Annotated in this window: 17 protein-coding genes; 6 read left to right on the plus strand and 11 right to left on the minus strand. The window is 75.1% G+C overall.

What is annotated here, in order from left to right:
- Window positions 1-196: 196 nt before the first annotated feature.
- On the minus strand, window positions 197-772 hold the full coding sequence (locus tag KSNIM_RS32200; RefSeq protein ID WP_317634081.1) for an AAA family ATPase: 576 nt from the start codon (window positions 770-772) through the stop codon (window positions 197-199).
- 478 nt (window positions 773-1,250) lie between these two features.
- On the opposite strand from KSNIM_RS32200, the gene KSNIM_RS32205 reads away from it, so the two are divergent.
- On the plus strand, window positions 1,251-2,141 hold the full coding sequence (locus KSNIM_RS32205; RefSeq protein WP_263106674.1) for a RimK family alpha-L-glutamate ligase: 891 nt from the start codon (window positions 1,251-1,253) through the stop codon (window positions 2,139-2,141).
- Window positions 2,138-2,956: a RimK family alpha-L-glutamate ligase gene (locus tag KSNIM_RS32210; protein WP_263106675.1), complete on the plus strand. Its 819-nt coding sequence runs from the start codon at window positions 2,138-2,140 to the stop codon at window positions 2,954-2,956. Before KSNIM_RS32205 ends, KSNIM_RS32210 begins: the two co-directional genes overlap by 4 nt.
- Before the next feature lie 76 nt (window positions 2,957-3,032).
- On the opposite strand, the gene KSNIM_RS32215 is transcribed toward KSNIM_RS32210, so the two are convergent.
- Both KSNIM_RS32215 and KSNIM_RS32220 read right to left on the minus strand, forming a co-directional pair.
- Entirely contained in the window at window positions 3,033-3,311 is a 279-nt protein-coding gene (locus KSNIM_RS32215; RefSeq protein ID WP_263106676.1) for an acylphosphatase, read from the minus strand.
- Window positions 3,312-3,598: 287 nt separating this feature from the next.
- Window positions 3,599-3,955 (minus strand): DUF805 domain-containing protein, encoded by a 357-nt coding sequence (locus tag KSNIM_RS32220; RefSeq protein ID WP_263106677.1) that lies wholly within the window; start codon window positions 3,953-3,955, stop codon window positions 3,599-3,601.
- A gap of 211 nt (window positions 3,956-4,166) precedes the next feature.
- On the opposite strand from KSNIM_RS32220, the gene KSNIM_RS32225 reads away from it, so the two are divergent.
- Window positions 4,167-6,101 carry an FUSC family protein gene (locus KSNIM_RS32225; RefSeq protein ID WP_263106678.1) on the plus strand — a complete coding sequence of 645 codons (1,935 nt, stop codon included), beginning with the start codon at window positions 4,167-4,169 and terminating at the stop codon, window positions 6,099-6,101.
- A gap of 248 nt (window positions 6,102-6,349) precedes the next feature.
- Window positions 6,350-7,597, plus strand: a complete 1,248-nt coding sequence (locus tag KSNIM_RS32230) for an MFS transporter (protein ID WP_263106679.1) — start codon at window positions 6,350-6,352, stop codon at window positions 7,595-7,597.
- 61 nt (window positions 7,598-7,658) lie between these two features.
- Here KSNIM_RS32230 and KSNIM_RS32235 read toward each other — a convergent pair whose 3' ends face one another.
- From KSNIM_RS32235 to KSNIM_RS32245, 3 genes are all read right to left on the minus strand, one after another.
- Window positions 7,659-7,913 carry a ferredoxin gene (locus tag KSNIM_RS32235; protein WP_263106680.1) on the minus strand — a complete coding sequence of 85 codons (255 nt, stop codon included), beginning with the start codon at window positions 7,911-7,913 and terminating at the stop codon, window positions 7,659-7,661.
- Entirely contained in the window at window positions 7,910-9,112 is a 1,203-nt protein-coding gene (locus tag KSNIM_RS32240; protein WP_263106681.1) for a cytochrome P450, read from the minus strand. Before KSNIM_RS32240 ends, KSNIM_RS32235 begins: the two co-directional genes overlap by 4 nt.
- A 220-nt stretch (window positions 9,113-9,332) precedes the next feature.
- On the minus strand, window positions 9,333-10,718 hold the full coding sequence (locus KSNIM_RS32245) for a DUF2252 domain-containing protein (protein WP_411543898.1): 1,386 nt from the start codon (window positions 10,716-10,718) through the stop codon (window positions 9,333-9,335).
- A 143-nt stretch (window positions 10,719-10,861) separates the two neighbouring features.
- On the opposite strand from KSNIM_RS32245, the gene KSNIM_RS32250 reads away from it, so the two are divergent.
- Window positions 10,862-11,263, plus strand: a complete 402-nt coding sequence (locus KSNIM_RS32250; protein ID WP_030275573.1) for a pyridoxamine 5'-phosphate oxidase family protein — start codon at window positions 10,862-10,864, stop codon at window positions 11,261-11,263.
- 78 nt (window positions 11,264-11,341) lie between these two features.
- Here the strand turns inward: KSNIM_RS32250 and KSNIM_RS32255 are convergent, their stop codons facing one another.
- Complete coding sequence (locus KSNIM_RS32255) at window positions 11,342-12,979, minus strand: M4 family metallopeptidase (RefSeq protein ID WP_263106683.1); 1,638 nt, start codon at window positions 12,977-12,979, stop codon at window positions 11,342-11,344.
- Window positions 12,980-13,259: 280 nt separating this feature from the next.
- Here KSNIM_RS32255 and KSNIM_RS32260 point away from each other — a divergent pair, with 280 nt between their 5' ends.
- Window positions 13,260-13,796, plus strand: a complete 537-nt coding sequence (locus KSNIM_RS32260; RefSeq protein WP_263106684.1) for a GNAT family N-acetyltransferase — start codon at window positions 13,260-13,262, stop codon at window positions 13,794-13,796.
- A gap of 189 nt (window positions 13,797-13,985) precedes the next feature.
- Here KSNIM_RS32260 and KSNIM_RS32265 read toward each other — a convergent pair whose 3' ends face one another.
- The 4 genes from KSNIM_RS32265 to KSNIM_RS32285 form a co-directional block, all read right to left on the minus strand.
- Window positions 13,986-14,546 (minus strand): helix-turn-helix transcriptional regulator, encoded by a 561-nt coding sequence (locus KSNIM_RS32265; protein ID WP_263108205.1) that lies wholly within the window; start codon window positions 14,544-14,546, stop codon window positions 13,986-13,988.
- 236 nt (window positions 14,547-14,782) lie between these two features.
- Window positions 14,783-15,442, minus strand: coding sequence for a hypothetical protein (locus tag KSNIM_RS32275; protein ID WP_263106685.1), 660 nt, complete (start codon window positions 15,440-15,442; stop codon window positions 14,783-14,785).
- Window positions 15,439-15,939, minus strand: a complete 501-nt coding sequence (locus KSNIM_RS32280) for an NUDIX domain-containing protein (protein WP_263108206.1) — start codon at window positions 15,937-15,939, stop codon at window positions 15,439-15,441. Before KSNIM_RS32280 ends, KSNIM_RS32275 begins: the two co-directional genes overlap by 4 nt.
- 23 nt (window positions 15,940-15,962) lie before the next feature.
- Window positions 15,963-16,961 carry a Gfo/Idh/MocA family protein gene (locus KSNIM_RS32285; RefSeq protein WP_263106686.1) on the minus strand — a complete coding sequence of 333 codons (999 nt, stop codon included), beginning with the start codon at window positions 16,959-16,961 and terminating at the stop codon, window positions 15,963-15,965.
- Window positions 16,962-17,109: the final 148 nt, after the last annotated feature.

Below are 17,109 nucleotides of genomic sequence, written 5' to 3' on the forward strand. Positions count from 1 at the left end.
CGCTGGGGGCACCTCCCGGCCGAAGGCCGGGGGCGGAACCGCGCAATGCGGATGCGGGCCACTGCGCGGGCCGGGGGTGAGCCGGTTTCCTCAGGGGCACCACTCTCGGAGCACACATGTCCCCCGGCCTTCGGCCGGGAGGTGCCCCGACGCGCCCCTGATTCACCATCCGACGGCCCCTGTGAGGCCACGCCCGCTAGGCGAAGTCGATGTCGTGCAGCCGCAGGGCGCCCGACTGGTCGAGGAGCACGGTGGAGGCGCAGCCGGCGAGCGGTCCGTCGGCGGCCGCGAGCCGGGAGTGCAGCCGGTCGGTGGCCCAGCGGTGCCGGGCGAAGGCGTACGCCGAGACCCTGCGGCCGCGTTCGCGCTGGCCCTGCGCGGCCTCCTCGGGGCTGGCGTCCAGCAGTAGCAGGTGCAGCCGGCGGCCCTGCGCGGCCGCGGTGCGGGCGATCCACCACCGAACCCAGGGCAGCGTGCCGCAGTCGTGGACCACCAGCGGGCCGCCGGACCGCAGCGCCCGGTGCAGCCCGCGGTAGTGGTGCAGCCGCACCAGCGGCCGGTAGAACGCGTACGGCAGCGACGGCAGCCGCCCCTCGTACTGCTCGCGCGAGTGCTGGGAGTCGACCACCGGTGCGCGCGAACAGCGCCCGATCAGCGTGGACTTGCCACTGCCCGGCAGGCCGGAGACGACGACCACGTCCGCGGCCGGGTAGCGCAGCGCGCCCGGCACCGGGCGGCCGCGCAGGTCGTGCAGGCCCGCGGGGTGCAGCACGCCCGCCGCCGTCCGAGCCGTACATGCTTCGGTCCCGGCCCCCGCCACGGGCCCGGTACTGACGGTTTCGCGCACCGCCCCCTCCTTCCGGTACCCGTGCCTTACCCGGAACGGGACAAGGCCTCACCAAGAGAGGGTAATGGGATCATCCGGCGCTGCGGGGTGCCGTTCCGCGCGGTGACCCGGCTGTGGTCTGCTGGAACGGCTTCGGGACATCCCGGTGACATCCGGACCCCGGCCGGCCCGGATCCCGTGCCCGGCCCGCCCGGTGACACCCCGTCGGGCGCACCGAGGCACCGGCGGCCGGCCACCGCGCGACCTCTCCGGCGGGGACGCTCCGCGCACGCACCGGCCGTCGGCTGTGACCCGCTTGTAGCCGTTCGCGGCCGACTTGGGCGATCTTGCCCGGATGGTTCGTGGCATCCTGGAGCGCTGTGGCCGGGCCGACGGTGCCCGACCGGGGGGAGGGGAGTTGCGGATGAGGTTCTGCTTCCTGGTCGAGGAGCACTACCGGAACGACGGCATGCCGCTCGACGTGGTGCGGCAGCTGACCGCGTGGGGCCACCGGGTCGACGTCGTCCGCCCCGGCAGCTCGCTGCTCGACCTCGGCGAGCTGGTGCGCGCCGGAGACCACGACGCCTGGGTGCTCAAGACCGTGTCCGGCGGGCCCGGCCTCGGCCTGCTGGAGTCCGCCGCCGCGGTCGGCCTCACCACCGTCAACGACGCCCGCTCGATCCGGCCCGTCCGCGACAAGGCGCAGGCCGCCGTCATCGCCGCGCACCGCGGACTGCCCGTCCCCACCACCTGGGCGGCCGCCCGCTGGGAGGACTTCGGCAAGATACCCGACACCCACTACCCGCTGGTGGTGAAGCCCGCCGACGGCAGCTCCGGCCGCGCCGTCCACCTGGTGGAGCGCCCCGAGGAGCTCGCCCGGTTCGGCGCCGAACTCGGCGGCGAGGGTCTGCTGATCGCCCAGCCGTACGTGCCGAACACCGGCGTGGACCTCAAGGTCTACAGCGCGGGCGGCGAACTGTTCGCCACCGAGCGGACCTCCCCGCTGCACCCGCACCACCCGCACCGCGAACGGCCGGTGGCGCTCGCCCCGGAGGTCGCCGCGGTCGCCGCCCAGGTCGGCGAGGTCTTCGGCCTGGACCTGTACGGCGTCGACATCCTGCTCGGCCCGGACGGCCCGGTCGTGGTCGACGTCAACGACTTCCCGAGCTTCCGGGCCGTGCCGCAGGCCGTCGCCCGGGTCTCCCGCGCCGTGCTCCGGCTGGCCCGCACCGGCTCCTCCTGGCCGTCGGTGGCAGCCGTTCCGCCGCAGGGCGTCGCCGGCACCGTGCCCGCCGCGGTCGGCGGCGCCGCGTGAGCGCCCGCGCGCACGTCAGGCTGCTCACCGCCGACCCGGAGCATCCGCTGCTGGCCGCCACCGCGGCCCTGCTGCGCGCCGAGGGACACACGGTCGACAGCCAGCACCCGGACGGCCCGGAGCGGGCCGGCCGGCCGGACGTCTGCCTGCTCAAGGCCCGCACCCCGCAGGCGCTCGCCCTCGCCGGCCGCCTGGAGGAGCGCGGCGTACCGGTGCTGAACCCGGTAGCCGCCACGGCGTTCTGCCAGGACCGGCAGCGGATGGCCGACCTGGCCCTGGCGGCCGGCCTGCCCTTCGCACCGACCAGGACGGTCGACCTCGCCGACCTGGCGGAACGGGCCGTCGACGAACCGGTGGTGGTGAAGAGCCTGCACAGCCGCCGGGGCGACCTGGTCGCGGCCGTCCGCGACACCGCCACGGCCCGCCGGCTCGCCGAACTGTGGCCCGGGGAACCGGTGGTCGTCCAGCCGCTGGCCCGCAACGACGGCTGGGACCACAAGCTCTGGGCCGTCGACGGCCGGCTCTTCGCCGAGCGCCGCCGCTCCGAACTCGCCGCGCCGGCCGCCGTCGCACGGGAGGAACTGCCGGTCGCCGCAGTGCCGGACGGCTGGCCGGAGCTGGTCCGCACCGCGGGCGAGGTCTTCGGGCTCCAGGTGTACGGGGTCGACATCCTCGACACTCCCGACGGGCCGCTGATCGTCGACGTCAACGCCTTCCCCGGCATCCGCGGCCAGGAGGGCGCCCCCGGGGCACTCGCCGCCCTCGCCACGGCCGCCGCCGCGGGCCGGCGCCTCTCGGGAACCCGGGCCGCCTAGCGAAGGGCTTACGCGGAGACGTCCGAGCCCCGCCGTGTGCCTGACGGCCGGGCAGCTCCGCCGGGGCGGGGTGCCCTCACCAGGTGGTCGGGCGGACCTCGAAGCCGGTCAGGCCCTCCGGAGGTTCCTCGGAGATCCGGCGCTCCTCGACCACCGCGCGGCTCGGGCCGCGCCCGCACCACTCCACCAGGCGCTCGACCGCCGACGGCTCGCCCTCGAAGACGGCCTCGACCCGCCCGTCCGGCAGGTTCCGCACCCAGCCGGAGACACCGGCCGCGACGGCCTGCTGCCGGCAGGTGTCGCGGAAGAAGACGCCCTGCACCACCCCGGCCACCATCACACGTCTACGGATCACGCCTGCCAGGTATACCCGATCCCGGACGGCGACCGCGGTGCCGCCGCGCCGCGTGCGGGGGCCGGGGAGGCCGACGTTCCGTCAGGGGCGGCCCCGCGCAAGGCCGCCGCCGGACCGCGGAATTCCGGCCGGTCGATTCGATCCGTTCTCGGAAATTGTCCGGGACGTGATCCCAAATTCACCCGGGCGGTGCCGGGCGAACGGGAATGAAACGCCGCCGGGAAAGGCAAAAGGCCGGGGCAGCCGATACGGCTGCCCCGGCCCGTTCGTCGGTGCAGGTGGTGGGATCAGGCCACGGCCGGGCTGAGCTTGGGGTTCGGGCCGTAGGAGTTGGCCTCGGACTGGCCCTCGGTCGCGGCGAAGACGATGAGGACGATCGCGCCGATCAGCGGGATGAGTCCGATCAGCAGCCACCAGCCGGGGCGGCCGGTGTCGTGCAGGCGGCGGACGGTCACGGCGAGGCTGGGGACCAGCACCGCGAGGCCGTAGAGCGCGGTGAGCAGCGAGGTGTCCAGCAGGTTGCCGACGATCGCCAGGACGACGTAGATCGCGAAGTTGACCAGGGCGAACATCCAGTATTCCTTGCGGCGTGCCCGGCCGCCGAAACCCGCGTAATTCTTGAGCACAGCCAAGTACCAGTCCACGTCAGTTGTCCCTGTTTCCGTACCGATTGGGTTGGGGGGAATGTAGTGGTGGGGGTGATGGGCGGTCAAGAACTTTTTCACCGGGTGGGGGAAGCATTTCGATCCGGCCCGACACTCGGCTGTAACCCGGTCGCAGCGGCCCCGACAAACGGCCCGACTAGGCTGGTGGCACACCCGTCACAGGCCCACCCCCCGTACCCCGAGGAGGACCGTGCGCCGCCCCCAGCCGCACCCCGCGGCCGCACCCGGCTGGCTGCTCCACCCGCTGCGCTGGCAGCGCGGACCGGTGCCGTGGGCGGCGGTCGCGCGGGGCGCGCTGGGCATGGGCCCGGTGCTGGCGGTGTGCCTGGCCGCCGGGCAGCCGCAGGCCGGAGTGCTGGCCGGGCTCGGGGCGATGTTCGCGAGCATCAACGACCGTCCGGGCACCTGGCGCAGCGGGGTGCTGCACATGGCCGTCCCCGCCCTCGCCGGCGCACTCGGGCTGCTGGTCGGGCAGAGCGCCGGGGCCGGCACCCGGGTGCTGCCGGTGCTCGCCCTGGTGGGGCTGGTGTCGGGCGCGGTCAGCGTGGCCGGCCCGGTCTGGTCGCTGGCCGGCCTGCAACTGCTGGTGCTGACCGCGGTCGGCGGCGGCATGCAGCTCACCGTCCCCGCCTGGCTCGGCGCCTCGGCGTTCCTGGCCGGGGCCGGCTGGCTGCTGCTGCTCCGCCTGACGGTGCGCCGGCCCGGCCGCCGACTGCACGACGAGCGGGCCGCCGTCGCCGGTGTGTACGACGCGCTCGCCGACGCACTGGAGGCGGTCGGCACACCCGCCGCCGAACCGGCCCGCCGCGCGCTGACCGCCGCCCTCGACCGGGCGGACGAAGCCCTGCGGCTGCGGGCACTGATCCGGCTGCCGCTGCCGGGCCGCCCCGCGGCCGACCTGCGGCTCGCCGCCCGGCTCGGCACGGCCGCGGCGCTCTGCGAGGCCAGTGTCGCCCTGCTGTGGGAGGGCGAGCCGCTGCCGGCCAGGATCGCCGACGGGCCGCGCCGCCTGGCGGAGGCCGTCCGCGGCGACACCGCCCCCGGCGCGCTGCCCGCACCGGTCTCCGACACCCCGGCGCGCAGCGCCTTCGACCGCGCCGTCCTGGAGGCCGGCGTCGCCTTCGGCACGGCCGCCCCCGCGGCACCCCCGCATCCGGCCCGCCGCCCGCTGGTGCATCCGGCCGGCCCCGCGGGCCGCGAGTACGGGCTGCGGGTGGCCGCGTGCGTGAGCGTCAGCACCGCCGTCGCCCTGCTGCTGCACACCGGCCACTGGTACTGGCTGCCGGCGACCGCGGCCTTCCTGGTGAAGCCCGACCTCGGGCCGCTGTTCTCGCGAGTGGTGAGCCGGTTCGTCGGCACCGCCGCCGGGGTGCTGGCCTTCGTTCCGCTCGCCGGCCTGCTCACCGGCCGGTGGTGGCCGGCCGCGGCGGTGGCCCTCGGCGGCGCGCTGGTGCCGCTCGCCGTTCGGCACTTCGCCCTGCAGACGGCCGTGGTCACGGTGACCGTGCTGACCTTCGTCTCGGTCGGCGGCGACCGGCAGGCCGCGGCCTCCCGGCTGGCCGACACCGCCGTCGCCTGCCTGCTGGTGCTGCTCGTCGGCCACCTGCCGAGACTCGCCGACACCCAGGCGCGGGTCGGCCACCGCTCCGCGCACGCGCTCCGGCACACCCGCCGATACCTGCAGCACGTCCTGGCCGCCGGGCCGGCCGACCCTGCCGGGCACCCCGCCGAGCAGCGGCACGAGCAGCCCGCTGAGCAGCGGGCCGAACTGCGCCGCGCCGCCTACCAGGCACTCGCCGAGGCGCGGACGGCCGCCGAGACCGCCGCTGCCGAACTGCACACCGGCCGCGGCCCGGACTGGCTGCGCGTCACCACCGGTGCGGAACGGATCGTCGACGCGGCCACCGCCTGCGCCGTGCGGCTGGAACACGGCGCCGCCCGGCCGGCCGCCCCCGCGGCCCGGCAGGTCGCCGACGCCCTGGACGCCGTCGCCGACGCCCTCGACGGCCGCACTGCCGCACCCGGCCGCCGCCCGGCCCTCGCCGACCTGCCGCCCGACTGCCTGACCCTCAACGACATCGTCACCGAACTCCGCCGCATCCGGACCCTCGCCACCGCGGCCTGACGCCCCGACGGCCACCGGGCCAGGCAAGGTCCGAGCGAGAGGGCCCGGGCCCGCCGCACCCCGGCGGCGGCCGGCCCCGGCCCGGGCGCTAGCATGCGGCACGAACACGCCCGATCCCGGCCGGACCGGCGGAAATCCTCCCGGGTAGCCGCTCTCACCTGCGGATCGGTGCCGTCCCCCGGCGGTCAGCGGCGACCGCCCACCGATCCAGCGAAGCCGCCGCCCGGTGGCGGACCACGGAGCCCCTCATGCGCCCAGCGCCGCCCGCCGATCGGACGAGATCCCCGCGAGGGGGCCCGGCGCTCGTCGCCCTCGCCGTCACCGCCTTCGCCATCGGCACCACCGAGTTCGCCGCGATGGGGCTGCTGCCGCAGATCGCCGACGGACTGCACGTCTCGATCCCGCGGGCCGGCTGGCTGGTCTCGCTGTACGCGCTCGGCGTGGTGATCGGTGCGCCGCTGCTCACCGCCCTGTGCGCCCGGCTGCCGCGCAAGGCCGTGCTGGTCGGCCTGACGGGCCTGTTCACGGTCGGCAACCTGCTCTGCGCGATCGCCCCGAACTTCGCCTTCCTCGCGGCCGCCCGGCTGATCACCGGCCTGCCGCACGGCGCCTTCTTCGGTGCCGGCGCGGTCGCCGCCGCCGAACTCGCCGCCCCGCACCTGCGGGCCCGCGCGGTCTCCGTGATGTTCTCCGGCCTCACGGTCGCCAACATCCTCGGCGTGCCCGCCGCCACCCTGCTCGGCCAGCAGCTCGGCTGGCGGGCCGCGATGCTCGTGGTCGTGGCGATCGGCGGGCTCGGCGCCGCCGCGATCGCCCGTTTCGTCCCGCCGTTGCCCAGCCACCCGCAGGCCGGCCTGCGACACGAGCTCTCCGCCTTCCGCAGCGGGCAGCTCTGGCTCGCCCTGGCCACCGTCGTCGTCGGCTGCGCCGGCCTGTTCGCCTGCTACAGCTATATCACCCCGCTGCTGACCGAGGTCGCGGGCTTCGGGGACGGCTCGGTGACCCTGGTGCTCGCCCTGTTCGGGGTCGGCTTCACCATCGGCAACGCGCTCGGCGGGTGGGCCGCGGACCGGGCGCTGCGGCCGAGCATCTGCGCGGCCTTCCTGCTGATGGCGCTGGCCCTGGGCGTCTTCGCGGTGACCGCGCACGCCCGGTGGTCGGCGGCCGTCACGGTGGTGCTGATCGGCGTCTTCGGGTTCGCGGTGGTGCCGACCGTGCAGACCCTGGTGCTGCAGAAGGCCAGGAACGCGCCCACGCTCGCCTCCGCCACCGTGCAGGGCGCCTTCAACCTCGGCAACGCCCAGGGCGCCTGGCTCGGCGGCCTGGCGTTGAGCGTGGGCTGGGGCTGGACCTCGCCCACCCTGGTCGGCGCGGCGCTCGCGCTGGCCGGTTGTGCGATCGCCACGGTCTCCTGGGCGGTGGACCGCCGCGCCGGCGGACCGGCTGCGGCGGTCGCCGGTGCGGTGGTCGAGGCGCCGCAGCCGGTACCGAACTGACGGCCCGCCGGGGCCCGGACGTGCCGGGGCCCGGCAGTACCGCTCACCTGCCTCCGCCCGTTCAGTCGAGCGGCGCGACCAGTTCGCCGGTTGCCGCGAGGTGCACCGTCAGTGCCTCGGTCGGGCACATCTCGGCGGCCTCGGTCAGCCGCTCGGAGGCCTCGGCCCGGGCGTGCCGGGGCACCGCCCGGCCGTCCGGACCGAGCAGGACGTCCGCCGGGGCCGCCGCCGCGCACAGCCCGGTGCCGACGCAGCGGATCCGGTCCACCCGCACCTCGAGACCGCCCGCGGTTCCGTCCCCCGCCCCGGCGCTCACCAGGCGACCGTCAGCCGCAGCGGGCTGCGGGTGAGCAGGCCGCGCCGCCACTCGATCGCGTCCGGCGCATCGACCAGGCGCAGGGCCGGGAAGCGGCGGGCCAGCCCGTGCAGGGCGAGTTCCAGCTCCATCCGGGCGAGCCAGGCACCGAGGCAGTGGTGCGGGCCGGCGCCGAAGGTCAGGCTGGGCGTGTCGAGCGGATCGAACAGCGGGATGCCGTCGGGGTAGACCGCCGGGTCGTGGTTGGCCGTGCGGGCGTCCGCGGCGACCACACTGCCGGCCGGGATCAGCACCCCGCCGATCTCCACGTCCTCGACCGCGCGGCGCAGCAGGCCGGGCGCCGTCTCCTGGTCGCCGAGCGGCACCGCGCGCAGCAGCTGCTCGGCCGCCGCGGCCGCGTCCGCCTCGCTGCCGCCGATCCGGGCCCAGCCGTCGGCGCCGTCGGAGAGCAGGTAGACCAGGGCGTTGCCGAGCGAGGTCATGGTGGTCTCGTGCCCTGCCACGACCAGGCCGCAGACCAGGGAGACCAGTTGGGCCTCGGTGACGCCCTCGGTGCGGTCGGCGGCCTCGACCAGGCTGCTCACCAGGTCCTCGCCCGGGTCCTTGCGCCGCTCGTCGACGAGCTGCTGCCCGAACCGGCCGAACTCCTGCATGGCCTGCTGGATCTCCTCCGCGGTGTACGCGGTGGCCGACAGCGCGTGGTCGCTCCAGCGGCCGAGCCGCTCGTGGTCCAGGCCGTCCAGGCCCATCAGCCGGCTGATCACCGCGATCGGTAGCGAACGGCTGAACGCGCCGACCACGTCGGCGGGGGAGCCGGCCGCCTCCAGGCCGTCCAGCAGGTCCTCCACCACCGAGCCCACCCAGGGGCGCCAGCGGGCGATCGACCGCGGGGTGAAGGCGCGCTGCACGGTGCGGCGCAGCCGCTGGTGCTCCTCGCCGTCGAGGTTGAGCATGGCCTGCGGGTCGTCCAGCAGGTTCGGCACCAGGGTGGTGGCGGGGGCGTCGGGGGAGAACAGCGAGGCCCGGTCGAAGCGCGGGTCGGCGAGCAGCCTGCGGACGTCGGCGTGCCGGGTCACCACCCAGACGGGCGTGCCGGTGGGCAGGGCGGCCAGCCGGGGCGGGCCGGGTTCGGCGTGGCGCAGGCAGTGCAGCGGGACGAGGGCGGGCATGTCGGGGGCCGCGGGGTGCGCGGTGGTCATCCGGTCCTCCAGGCGTCGGCGCCCGGGCGTCCGTCTGCGCGCACCGCAGGCGGACGCGTGGGTCCGGGCGTTCACTCGTGCAGGTGTGCGGTCGGCGGGCGTGCGGGCGCCGCGGCCGCGGCACCCGTCCCGACACCCGACCGTACGGGTACGACGGACGCGCCGGAAGGACACGAATCGGCCATCGGAGGACCGGAGTCCGCCGATGGCCGACGGTGTCTCAGATGCCGGTCTCCGCGGGCAGCCGGCCGGACCGGACGGCGGTCAGCAGCTCGGCGTGGTCGGCCTCGCTGCGGTCCGCGTAGGCGACGGCGAAGCCCGCCATCGCCACGTCCAGTTCCTCGCTCTTGCCGCAGTACCCGGCGAGGACCGCGGCGTCCGCGGTGTGGGTGTGCGCCCGGGCGAGCAGCGCGCCGGTCAGCCGGCCGTAGTCGTCCAGCTGGTCGGGGCGCAGTGCCGCCGGGTCGACGCTGCCCTTGCGGTTGCGGAACTGCCGCACCTGGTAGGGGAGTCCGTCGACGGTCGTCCAGCCCATCAGCACGTCGCTGACCACCTGGATGCGGCGCTGGCCGAGCACCACCCGCTGGCCCTCGTGGACCGGCATGCCGGAGACCGCGAAGCCGGCCCGGGCCAGGTGCGGCAGCAGCACCGAGGGCCGTGCCTCCTTCACCTGCAGCACCAGCGGCTGCTCGCGCTGGTCGACCAGCAGCACCACGTACGCCCGGGTGCCGACACTGCCGGTGCCGACGATCCGGAACGCCACGTCCTGGACGCTGTACCGGCTCAGCAGCGGCTGCATCTCCGGCGCCACGGTCGACAGGTAGGCCGCCAGCGAGCCCGCCACCGCGGCGGTCTCGGCCTCCGGCACCCGGCTGAGCACCGGCGGCGCGGGGGTGAACCGCCAGCCGCCGTCCTCCTGACGGACCGTCGACTTCGCGGCGAAGCGGGCACTGGTGTTGCGCAGCGCCTTCTCCGCCACCGATTCCAGCACCCCGGCCAGGTCGTGCGCCTCGGCGAAGGCGACGAGGTGCTCGTCGGCGATCGCGTTCCAGGCGTCCAGCGCGGGCAGCTTCGTCAGCTTGCGCACCGTCTTGCGGTACGAGGACGAGGCGTGGAACGCCGCCTGCCGGCAGACGTCCTCCGAGGCGCCCGCCTGGCGGCCGGCCAGCACCAGGCTCGCCGCGAGCCGCTTCAGGTCCCATTCCCACGGACCGGGCGCGGTCTCGTCGAAGTCGTTGATGTCGATCACCAGCCGGCCGCGGGCGTCGCCGTAGAGGCCGAAATTCGCCGCGTGCGCGTCACCGCAGAGCTGCGCGACCACGCCCGACACCGGGGTGTCCGCCAGATCGTGGGCCATCAGCCCGGCCGAACCGCGCAGGAAGGCGAACGGCGAGGCCGCCATCCGCCCCACTCTTATCGGCACCAGGTGCGCCAGACGCCCGACGTTGGCCTCGTCCACCGCCTCGGCCACGGTCGGCCGGTCGGCCGACACCTCGAAGCGGGCGTGCGCCGCCCGCGGAGCCCGCTCGCGCAGCGCCCTGCCGCGCTGCTTGCCGTCCACCTGCGGGGGCCACGGCGCGAAGCCCGGTACCGCCTGTCCCAAGATCGCCCCACCCGCCGTCTGTTCGGCCAACCCTGCCACCGGCACTCCGTCTCCTCTGGCTGATCACGCTACTGCAGCCCAGCACGCTACCGCCGGAGGCTCCCCGGCAGGCAGCGGGGATGTCCCGGGTCCGTAACATGCAGGTCATGGCCCATGACCTGCGCGCGCTCGACGACGCCTACCTCGCCTTCTGGCGCGAGTACCAGCTGTGCACCTTCACCACGCTGCGACCGGACGGCACGCCGCACGTGGTGCCGGTCGGTGCCACCTTCGACCCGGAGACGCTCACCGCCCGGGTGATCAGCAGCCGGACGAGCCGCAAGGTCCGCAACGTGGTCGAGGCCGGGCCGGACGGCGCCCGGGTGGCGCTCTGCCAGGTCGACCGGGCCCGCTGGGCGACGCTGGAGGGTGTGGCGACGGTCAGCCAGGACCCGGAGAGGGTGGCCGAAGGGGTTGCCCGCTACACCGAGCGCTACCGCCCGCCGCGGGTGAACCCGGACCGCGTGGTGATCGAGATCCGGGTCGACCGCGCCCTCGGCCGCGCCTGAGCGTCTCTCCTCCGGCAACGCGCCGCGCCCCGCCCGCCCGGCGAACCGGGAGAGCGGGGCGCGGAGCTGCTCGGAGGGTCAGCTCACGTTGACCGCCGACCAGGCGGCGGCGACGGCCGCGTACTCGGTGCTGCCCGCGCCGTACAGGTCGGTCGCGGCCTTGAGGGTGGCCGTCCGGGCGCCGGAGTAGTTGGTGGTGGAGGTCATGTAGACGGTCAGCGCCCGGTACCAGATCTTGCCCAGCGCGTCCCGGCCGATCCCGCCGACCGTCGAGCCGTTGCAGGTCGGGCTGTTGTAGGACACCCCGTTGACCACCTTGGCGCCGCTGCCTTCGGCCAGCAGGTACGCGAAGTGGTTGGCGACGCCCGAGGAGTAGTGCACGTCGAGATTGCCGACGCCCGAACTCCAGCAGTCCGCCGACTTGGTGTCCTTGGAGGGCTGGTCCATGAAGCGCAGCGCGGGCTTGCCGAAGCCGGACTGCACGATCTCCTCGCCGATCAGGTAGTCGCCCGGGTCGGCCGGGTTGGCCGCGTACCACTCGACCAGCGTGCCCATGATGTCCGAGGTCGCCTCGTTCAGACCGCCGGACTCACCCGAGTAGTTGAGCTTCGCACTGCGCGAGGTCACGCCGTGCGACATCTCGTGCCCGGCCACGTCCAGCGACACCAGCGGCCCGAAGGTCGAGCCGTCGCCGTCGCCGTACGTCATGCAGAAGCAGGTGTCCTGCCAGAAGGCGTTGTTGTAGCTGTTGCCGTAGTGGACCCGGTTGTACGAGCCCTTGCCGTCGCCGGCGATGCCGGAGCGGCCGTGCACGTTCTTGTAGTAGTCCCAGGTCGTGTTGGTGCCGTACTGCGCGTCGACGGCGGCGGTGGCCCGGTCGGCGTTCGTGCCGGTGCCCCAGTGGTTGTCCGCGTCGGTGAACAGCGTGGCGGGCGCCCGGCTGAAGCAGATCGAACCGAAGCACAGGTCGGTCTTGTTGGCCGCGTCGCCGGTGAAGGTGTTGCCGCGGGTCGGGTCCTTCAGCTGGAAGCTGCCGCCGGAGGCGGTGGTCTCCAGCGGCACCGTCCCGCTGTACAGCGAGGCGCCGTCCCCGGCTGCCGTCTCCAGGCCGTCCCAGGCGTCGATCCGGGCACCCGTCCGGGCGTCGGTCAGCACCGTCCGCGCCACCGGGTTGCCCAGGTAGTCGGTGCCCGAGGCGGTGGTCTGCCAGGCCAGCCGCGGCTTCCCGGAGCGGGCGTCCACCACCAACTGCGGCTGAGCGCCCTGCTGGACGGTCGTCCGGCCGGGCACGGCGCGGACCAGCTCGGCGTTCGCCTGCGAGGCGGCGGCCTCCTGCGGGACGGACGGAGTGGTCGACGGCACCGCCAGGTCGGAGGTCGCGGCCCGGTCCGCACCGCGGTAGGAACCGTCCGGACCCAAGTGTACGACCAGGTCGCCGCCGAGCACCGGCAGACCGGCGTAGCTGCGGTCGAACCGGACGTGCCGGCTGCCGTCGGCATCCGTGACGACGTCCCGGACAGAGCTGGACTGGCGGTCGGTGACGCCGAGTTGGGCGGCGTGCGCGGTCATCGCGGCCTCGGCCCTCGCCACCGCGGCCGCTTGCGGCGCCGGTGTCGGACGGTCGGCCGCACCCGCGGTCGGCGAGACGGCGGACACCAGCGCACCCGCCACGACGGTGACGGCGGTGGCCACGGCGGTGCTGCGGGGAATGCGCATCGTGCTCCTCGGTGTGTGGGGAGGTACGGGCACCGCGAGGGGTGTGCACGGCGCCCGGGGAGCGTTGGCGCTGAACCTGAGAGAGGGTCACGGCGAAGGGGTGCCGCCGGAATACGTTGTTTTACATGTCCAGGACAGGTCCCGTAAAGACCGCCCACGGAACGACTTGTGAGGGATGGTCACGAGACGCTCGGACCGGCGTATGGAAGAGTCCGGGCCGTTGCCCGTGCCGGCCACCCGGGGGCGAACCCCCGTGGTCGAGAGGATCAGGAGCCGTTCCATGTCCGACGAGATCACCCTGCGCCCGGTGACCGCCGACGATCTCGACCTGTTCGAGCGCGAGTTCAGCGGTCCGGAGGGGACCGGTGAGTACCAGTGGTTCGGCTACGCTTCACCGGCCGGCCTGCGCCGGCAGTTGGCGGAGACCGGCCTGCTCGGCCCCGACGGCGGCATGCTCTGCGTCGCCGAGGCGGGCCTCACGGTGGGCCGGGTCGAGTGGTTCGCCAGTGCGTGGGGGCGGCCCGCCACCTCCACCTGCTGGACCCTGGCGATCGGACTGGTGCCCGCCGCACACGGCCGCGGCACAGGCACCCGGGCCCAGCGACTGCTGGCCGAGTACCTCTTCGACCACACCAGGGCCGAACGGCTCCAGGCCTGGACGGACTGCGCCAACCTCGCCGAGCAGCGCGCGTTGGAGAAGGCGGGCTTCGTCAGGGAAGGCGTGCTGCGCTCCGCGCAGTGGCGCGGCGGCCGGTGGCACGATCAGGTGATGTTCTCCATGCTCCGAGCGGAACGGCCCGGCGGCGCGCCGAGCTGAACAGGCAGCCGTGACCGGCCTGGCGGGTGACCGGCCAAGAGAGCACCCCCGCGGACCGCCGCGTACGGCGCCGTCGAGCTGACGGCCGCCGTCAGCGCCACCGGATCCCCTCGGGACGGCCGCCCGGGACAGCAGGCGGCCCGCTGGGCCCGGCGCGCCAACGCCTGCTCGTCCGCGACCGGCAGGCGCTCACCCGAAGGCCGTCAGGTCCGGCTCCGGTCCGAGGCGGAGGGCGGACGGGGCACAGCCGTAACGGGCGGTGAAGCGATGGGTCAGATGGGCGTGGTCGGCGAAGCCCGCCATGGCCGCGACCTGGGCCAGCGGCAGGGCCGTCCGGCGGACCAACTGCCCGGCCGCCTCCAGCCGGACGCCCAGCAGCTCCGCCTGGAAGGTGCTCCCGCCGCGCGTCAGTTCGCGCTGCAGCGTCCGCGGCGACAGCCGCAGTTCGACCGCCGCCGACGACAGCCGCCACCCCGCAGCCGGATCCCGCCGCACCGCCGCCCGCAACCGCTCCGCCGCACTCGCAGCCGGCTCCACCCCGTCCCACTCCAGCCGCCAGTCCGTCTCGCGGCCCCCGCCCCGGACCCGCCGCCCTGCCCGGGCTCCAACCGCCGCACCGTGCAGCGCCCGGACGAACAGCGACTCCGCCCCCGTCGGAGCACCGCCCAGACGGCCCTGGTGGTGGATCGTCAGTCCGTGCTGCTCCGGCAGCAGCAGTGTGCGGTGCCCGATGTGCAGCCAGGCCTCCAACCGTCCCGCGGTGTCGTCCGTCCAGTGCCAGGGCGACTCCTCGGGCGCACGACGGGCCCGGATCGAGTCGAACGCGAACCGCGCCGGCCGGAACAGCGGGAACCACCGCTCTCCGAAGGCGTCACCGAGGGCCAGGCCCTCCAGGGAGTCACGAGCGGCGTCCGAAGGGATGATCGGCCCATCCTGCCCATTGGGTGTCCGCCCGCGCCCGCGCTTTCCGGGCCGCCGACGGCCGGTCAGGCCGCCCAGTTCTCGCAGTACTCCAGGTGCAGGCCGCGGCCGTCGGCGAGGATCCCCTCCAGGTAGTGGATCTCGACGCAGTAGTGCCGGTACGCGGGGTGCGCCTGTGGATGGGCGGGGCCGTTGCGGGCCACGTCGAGGAACCGGTCCGCGGTCTCGCGGAAGGCCCGGGCGCTGCCGGTCATGAACAGCGTGCCGGCCGCGACCTGCTGGTGGAAGCGGTCGCGGAACTCCCGGTAGTGGCGCTGCTCCGGCGCGGCGCCCGTCGCCGCCCCTGCCGCGGTCCTCTCCGCCTCCGGCAGGTGCGCCGTTCCGGGCGCACCGGCGCCGAGGCGTGCCCGCAGCTCCTTCCACCGCGAGGGCGGGAACTGCAGCGAGTGGTGGAGCAGCACCAGGTCCAGCCGTTCACCGCACGGTGCGGGCGGCGCCCACGGCAGCTCGTTGCCCCGGATCGGCACGTGGACGAGCGACCGCGGCGAGCGCGCCGCCAGCAGCCACAACCCGCCGATCGTCCGCGCCGCCCCGCGGTCGAACCAGCCGTTCAGGACGTGGTCGTCGTCGACCAGCACCGCTCGCTCCACCGCCCCGCGCGGCCGGATCACCCGGTACTCCCGGCCACCGCCCCGCGCCCGGTGCACCTGGATCGGCAGCCTCACTTCGGGCCGCCCGTCGGCCCCAGGTAGAGGTAGTCCGCCTGCCCGGTGCGCCGGGCCCGGTCCACCGACTCCAGGAAGCGCATCCGCCGCGGGGTGAGTTCGGCCGCCCAGTCCGCCATCGGCAGCACTTTGAAGCCGGTGTGCTCGGCCGGGTCGGTGCGGACGGCCGCGAGCCGGTCGGCATCCAGCGCCCCGCCGTCGAAGACGAAACCGATCTTGAACGGCAGCTCGCCGACCGGCGGCGCGAACATCACCGTGAGCAGCCGGCCCGGCTCCTCGGGCAGTACCAGCCCGGTCTCCTCCCAGGTCTCGCGCCGCGCACAGCCCCACGGGTCCTCGCCGAAGTCCAGGTTCCCGCCGGGCAACTGCCACAGCTCGGGGTCGTAGACCGAGCGCAGCATCAGCGGATTCCCGTCCGCGTCGGTGAGATGGGCGGCGGCGAACACCGTGCCGTGCGGAAGCGTCCGGACGAACTCCGCGGTCGGCAGCAGTTCCACAGCAGCCCCCTCCTGGCCGGGGCTCACTCGCCGGGGTAACGCACCCCGATCCGGTCCCGGACCGCGTCCAATGTACGCATCACCGCGATCGAACCGTCCAGTGGCACCAAGGGCGACTCGGTCAGCCCGGCCCGCAGGCAGCGGACGACCTCCGCCGCCTCCCACCCGTACCCGTGGCCCTGCCGCGGCGCCGCCCGGAACTCCTCGGGCTCGCGGCCGTCCCGGTGCAGCACGAAGCCGTCCGGGTGGAAGAAGTCGCGCTCGATCTCGATCCGGCCGGCCGAGCCCTGGACGGTCGCCCGCTGCCCGCTCTGCGCCGTGAGCGAGCAGCCCAGCAGCGCGGTGGCCCCGCTCGCGTGGCCGAGCACGATCGCGGTGTTGGCGTCCACGCCCTGCGGGGTGAGCTGCGCCCAGGCGTGCACCGACTCGGGCGCGCCGAGCAGCAGCTGGGCGAAGGCCACCGGGTAGACGCCGAGGTCGAGCAGTGCGCCGCCGCCGAGGGCCGGGTCCCACAGCCGGTGCGCCGGGTCGAACTCGGCCGGGAAGGCGAAGTCCGCGTGCACCGACCGGATCTCGCCGATCGCACCGTCCGCGACGAGCTCGGTGATCCGGCGGACCGTCGGGTCCAGGTAGGTCCACATCGCTTCCATCAGGAAGAGCCCGCGCTTGCGCGCGGTGGCGACCAGCTCCTCCGTCTGCGGAGCGCTCAGCGTGAACGGCTTCTCGCAGAGCACCGCCTTGCCGGCGTCCAGCAGCAGGGCCGTCGCGCTGTGGTGGTGGGCGTGCGGGGTCGCCACGTACACCACCTCCACGTCCGGGTCGGCCGCCAGCTCCCGCCAGCCGCCGTACGCGCGGGGCACGCCGAAGCGGCCGGCGAAGCCGCGGGCGCCCTGCTCGGAGCGGGAGGCCACCGCCAGCAGCTCGGCGCCCTCCACCTGCAGCAGGTCCTCCGTGAACGAGGCGGCGATACCGCCGGTCGCGAGGACGCCCCAACGGATCGGACGGTCGGCGGCGGGCTCCATACGGCTGCTCCCTGGGTCGGCGGCACGGCTCGGGAGGCGCGGGCACGGGCCGTGGGGCACACGCGGCGGTCGCCACGGCAAACGCTCTCCGATCGGCGGTCAGCCTAACCGGCGGTGACCGGCGGCCGGGCCCCCCGTCCGCCCACCG

Origin of the sequence: Kitasatospora sp. DSM 101779 (assembly GCF_025655475.1) — a bacterium.
Classification (GTDB): domain Bacteria; phylum Actinomycetota; class Actinomycetes; order Streptomycetales; family Streptomycetaceae; genus Kitasatospora.

Bases quoted from the DNA above. Each gene is read 5' to 3' on its own strand.
- KSNIM_RS32230 (WP_263106679.1), top strand. From the start codon at position 6,350: ATGCGCCCAGCGCCGCCCGCCGATCGGACGAGATCCCCGCGAGGGGGC.
- KSNIM_RS32240 (WP_263106681.1), bottom strand. From the start codon at position 9,112: ATGACCACCGCGCACCCCGCGGCCCCCGACATGCCCGCCCTCGTCCCG.
- KSNIM_RS32260 (WP_263106684.1), top strand. From the start codon at position 13,260: ATGTCCGACGAGATCACCCTGCGCCCGGTGACCGCCGACGATCTCGAC.
- KSNIM_RS32285 (WP_263106686.1), bottom strand. From the start codon at position 16,961: ATGGAGCCCGCCGCCGACCGTCCGATCCGTTGGGGCGTCCTCGCGACC.
- KSNIM_RS32255 (WP_263106683.1), bottom strand. From the start codon at position 12,979: ATGCGCATTCCCCGCAGCACCGCCGTGGCCACCGCCGTCACCGTCGTG.
- KSNIM_RS32205 (WP_263106674.1), top strand. From the start codon at position 1,251: ATGAGGTTCTGCTTCCTGGTCGAGGAGCACTACCGGAACGACGGCATG.
- KSNIM_RS32250 (WP_030275573.1), top strand. From the start codon at position 10,862: ATGGCCCATGACCTGCGCGCGCTCGACGACGCCTACCTCGCCTTCTGG.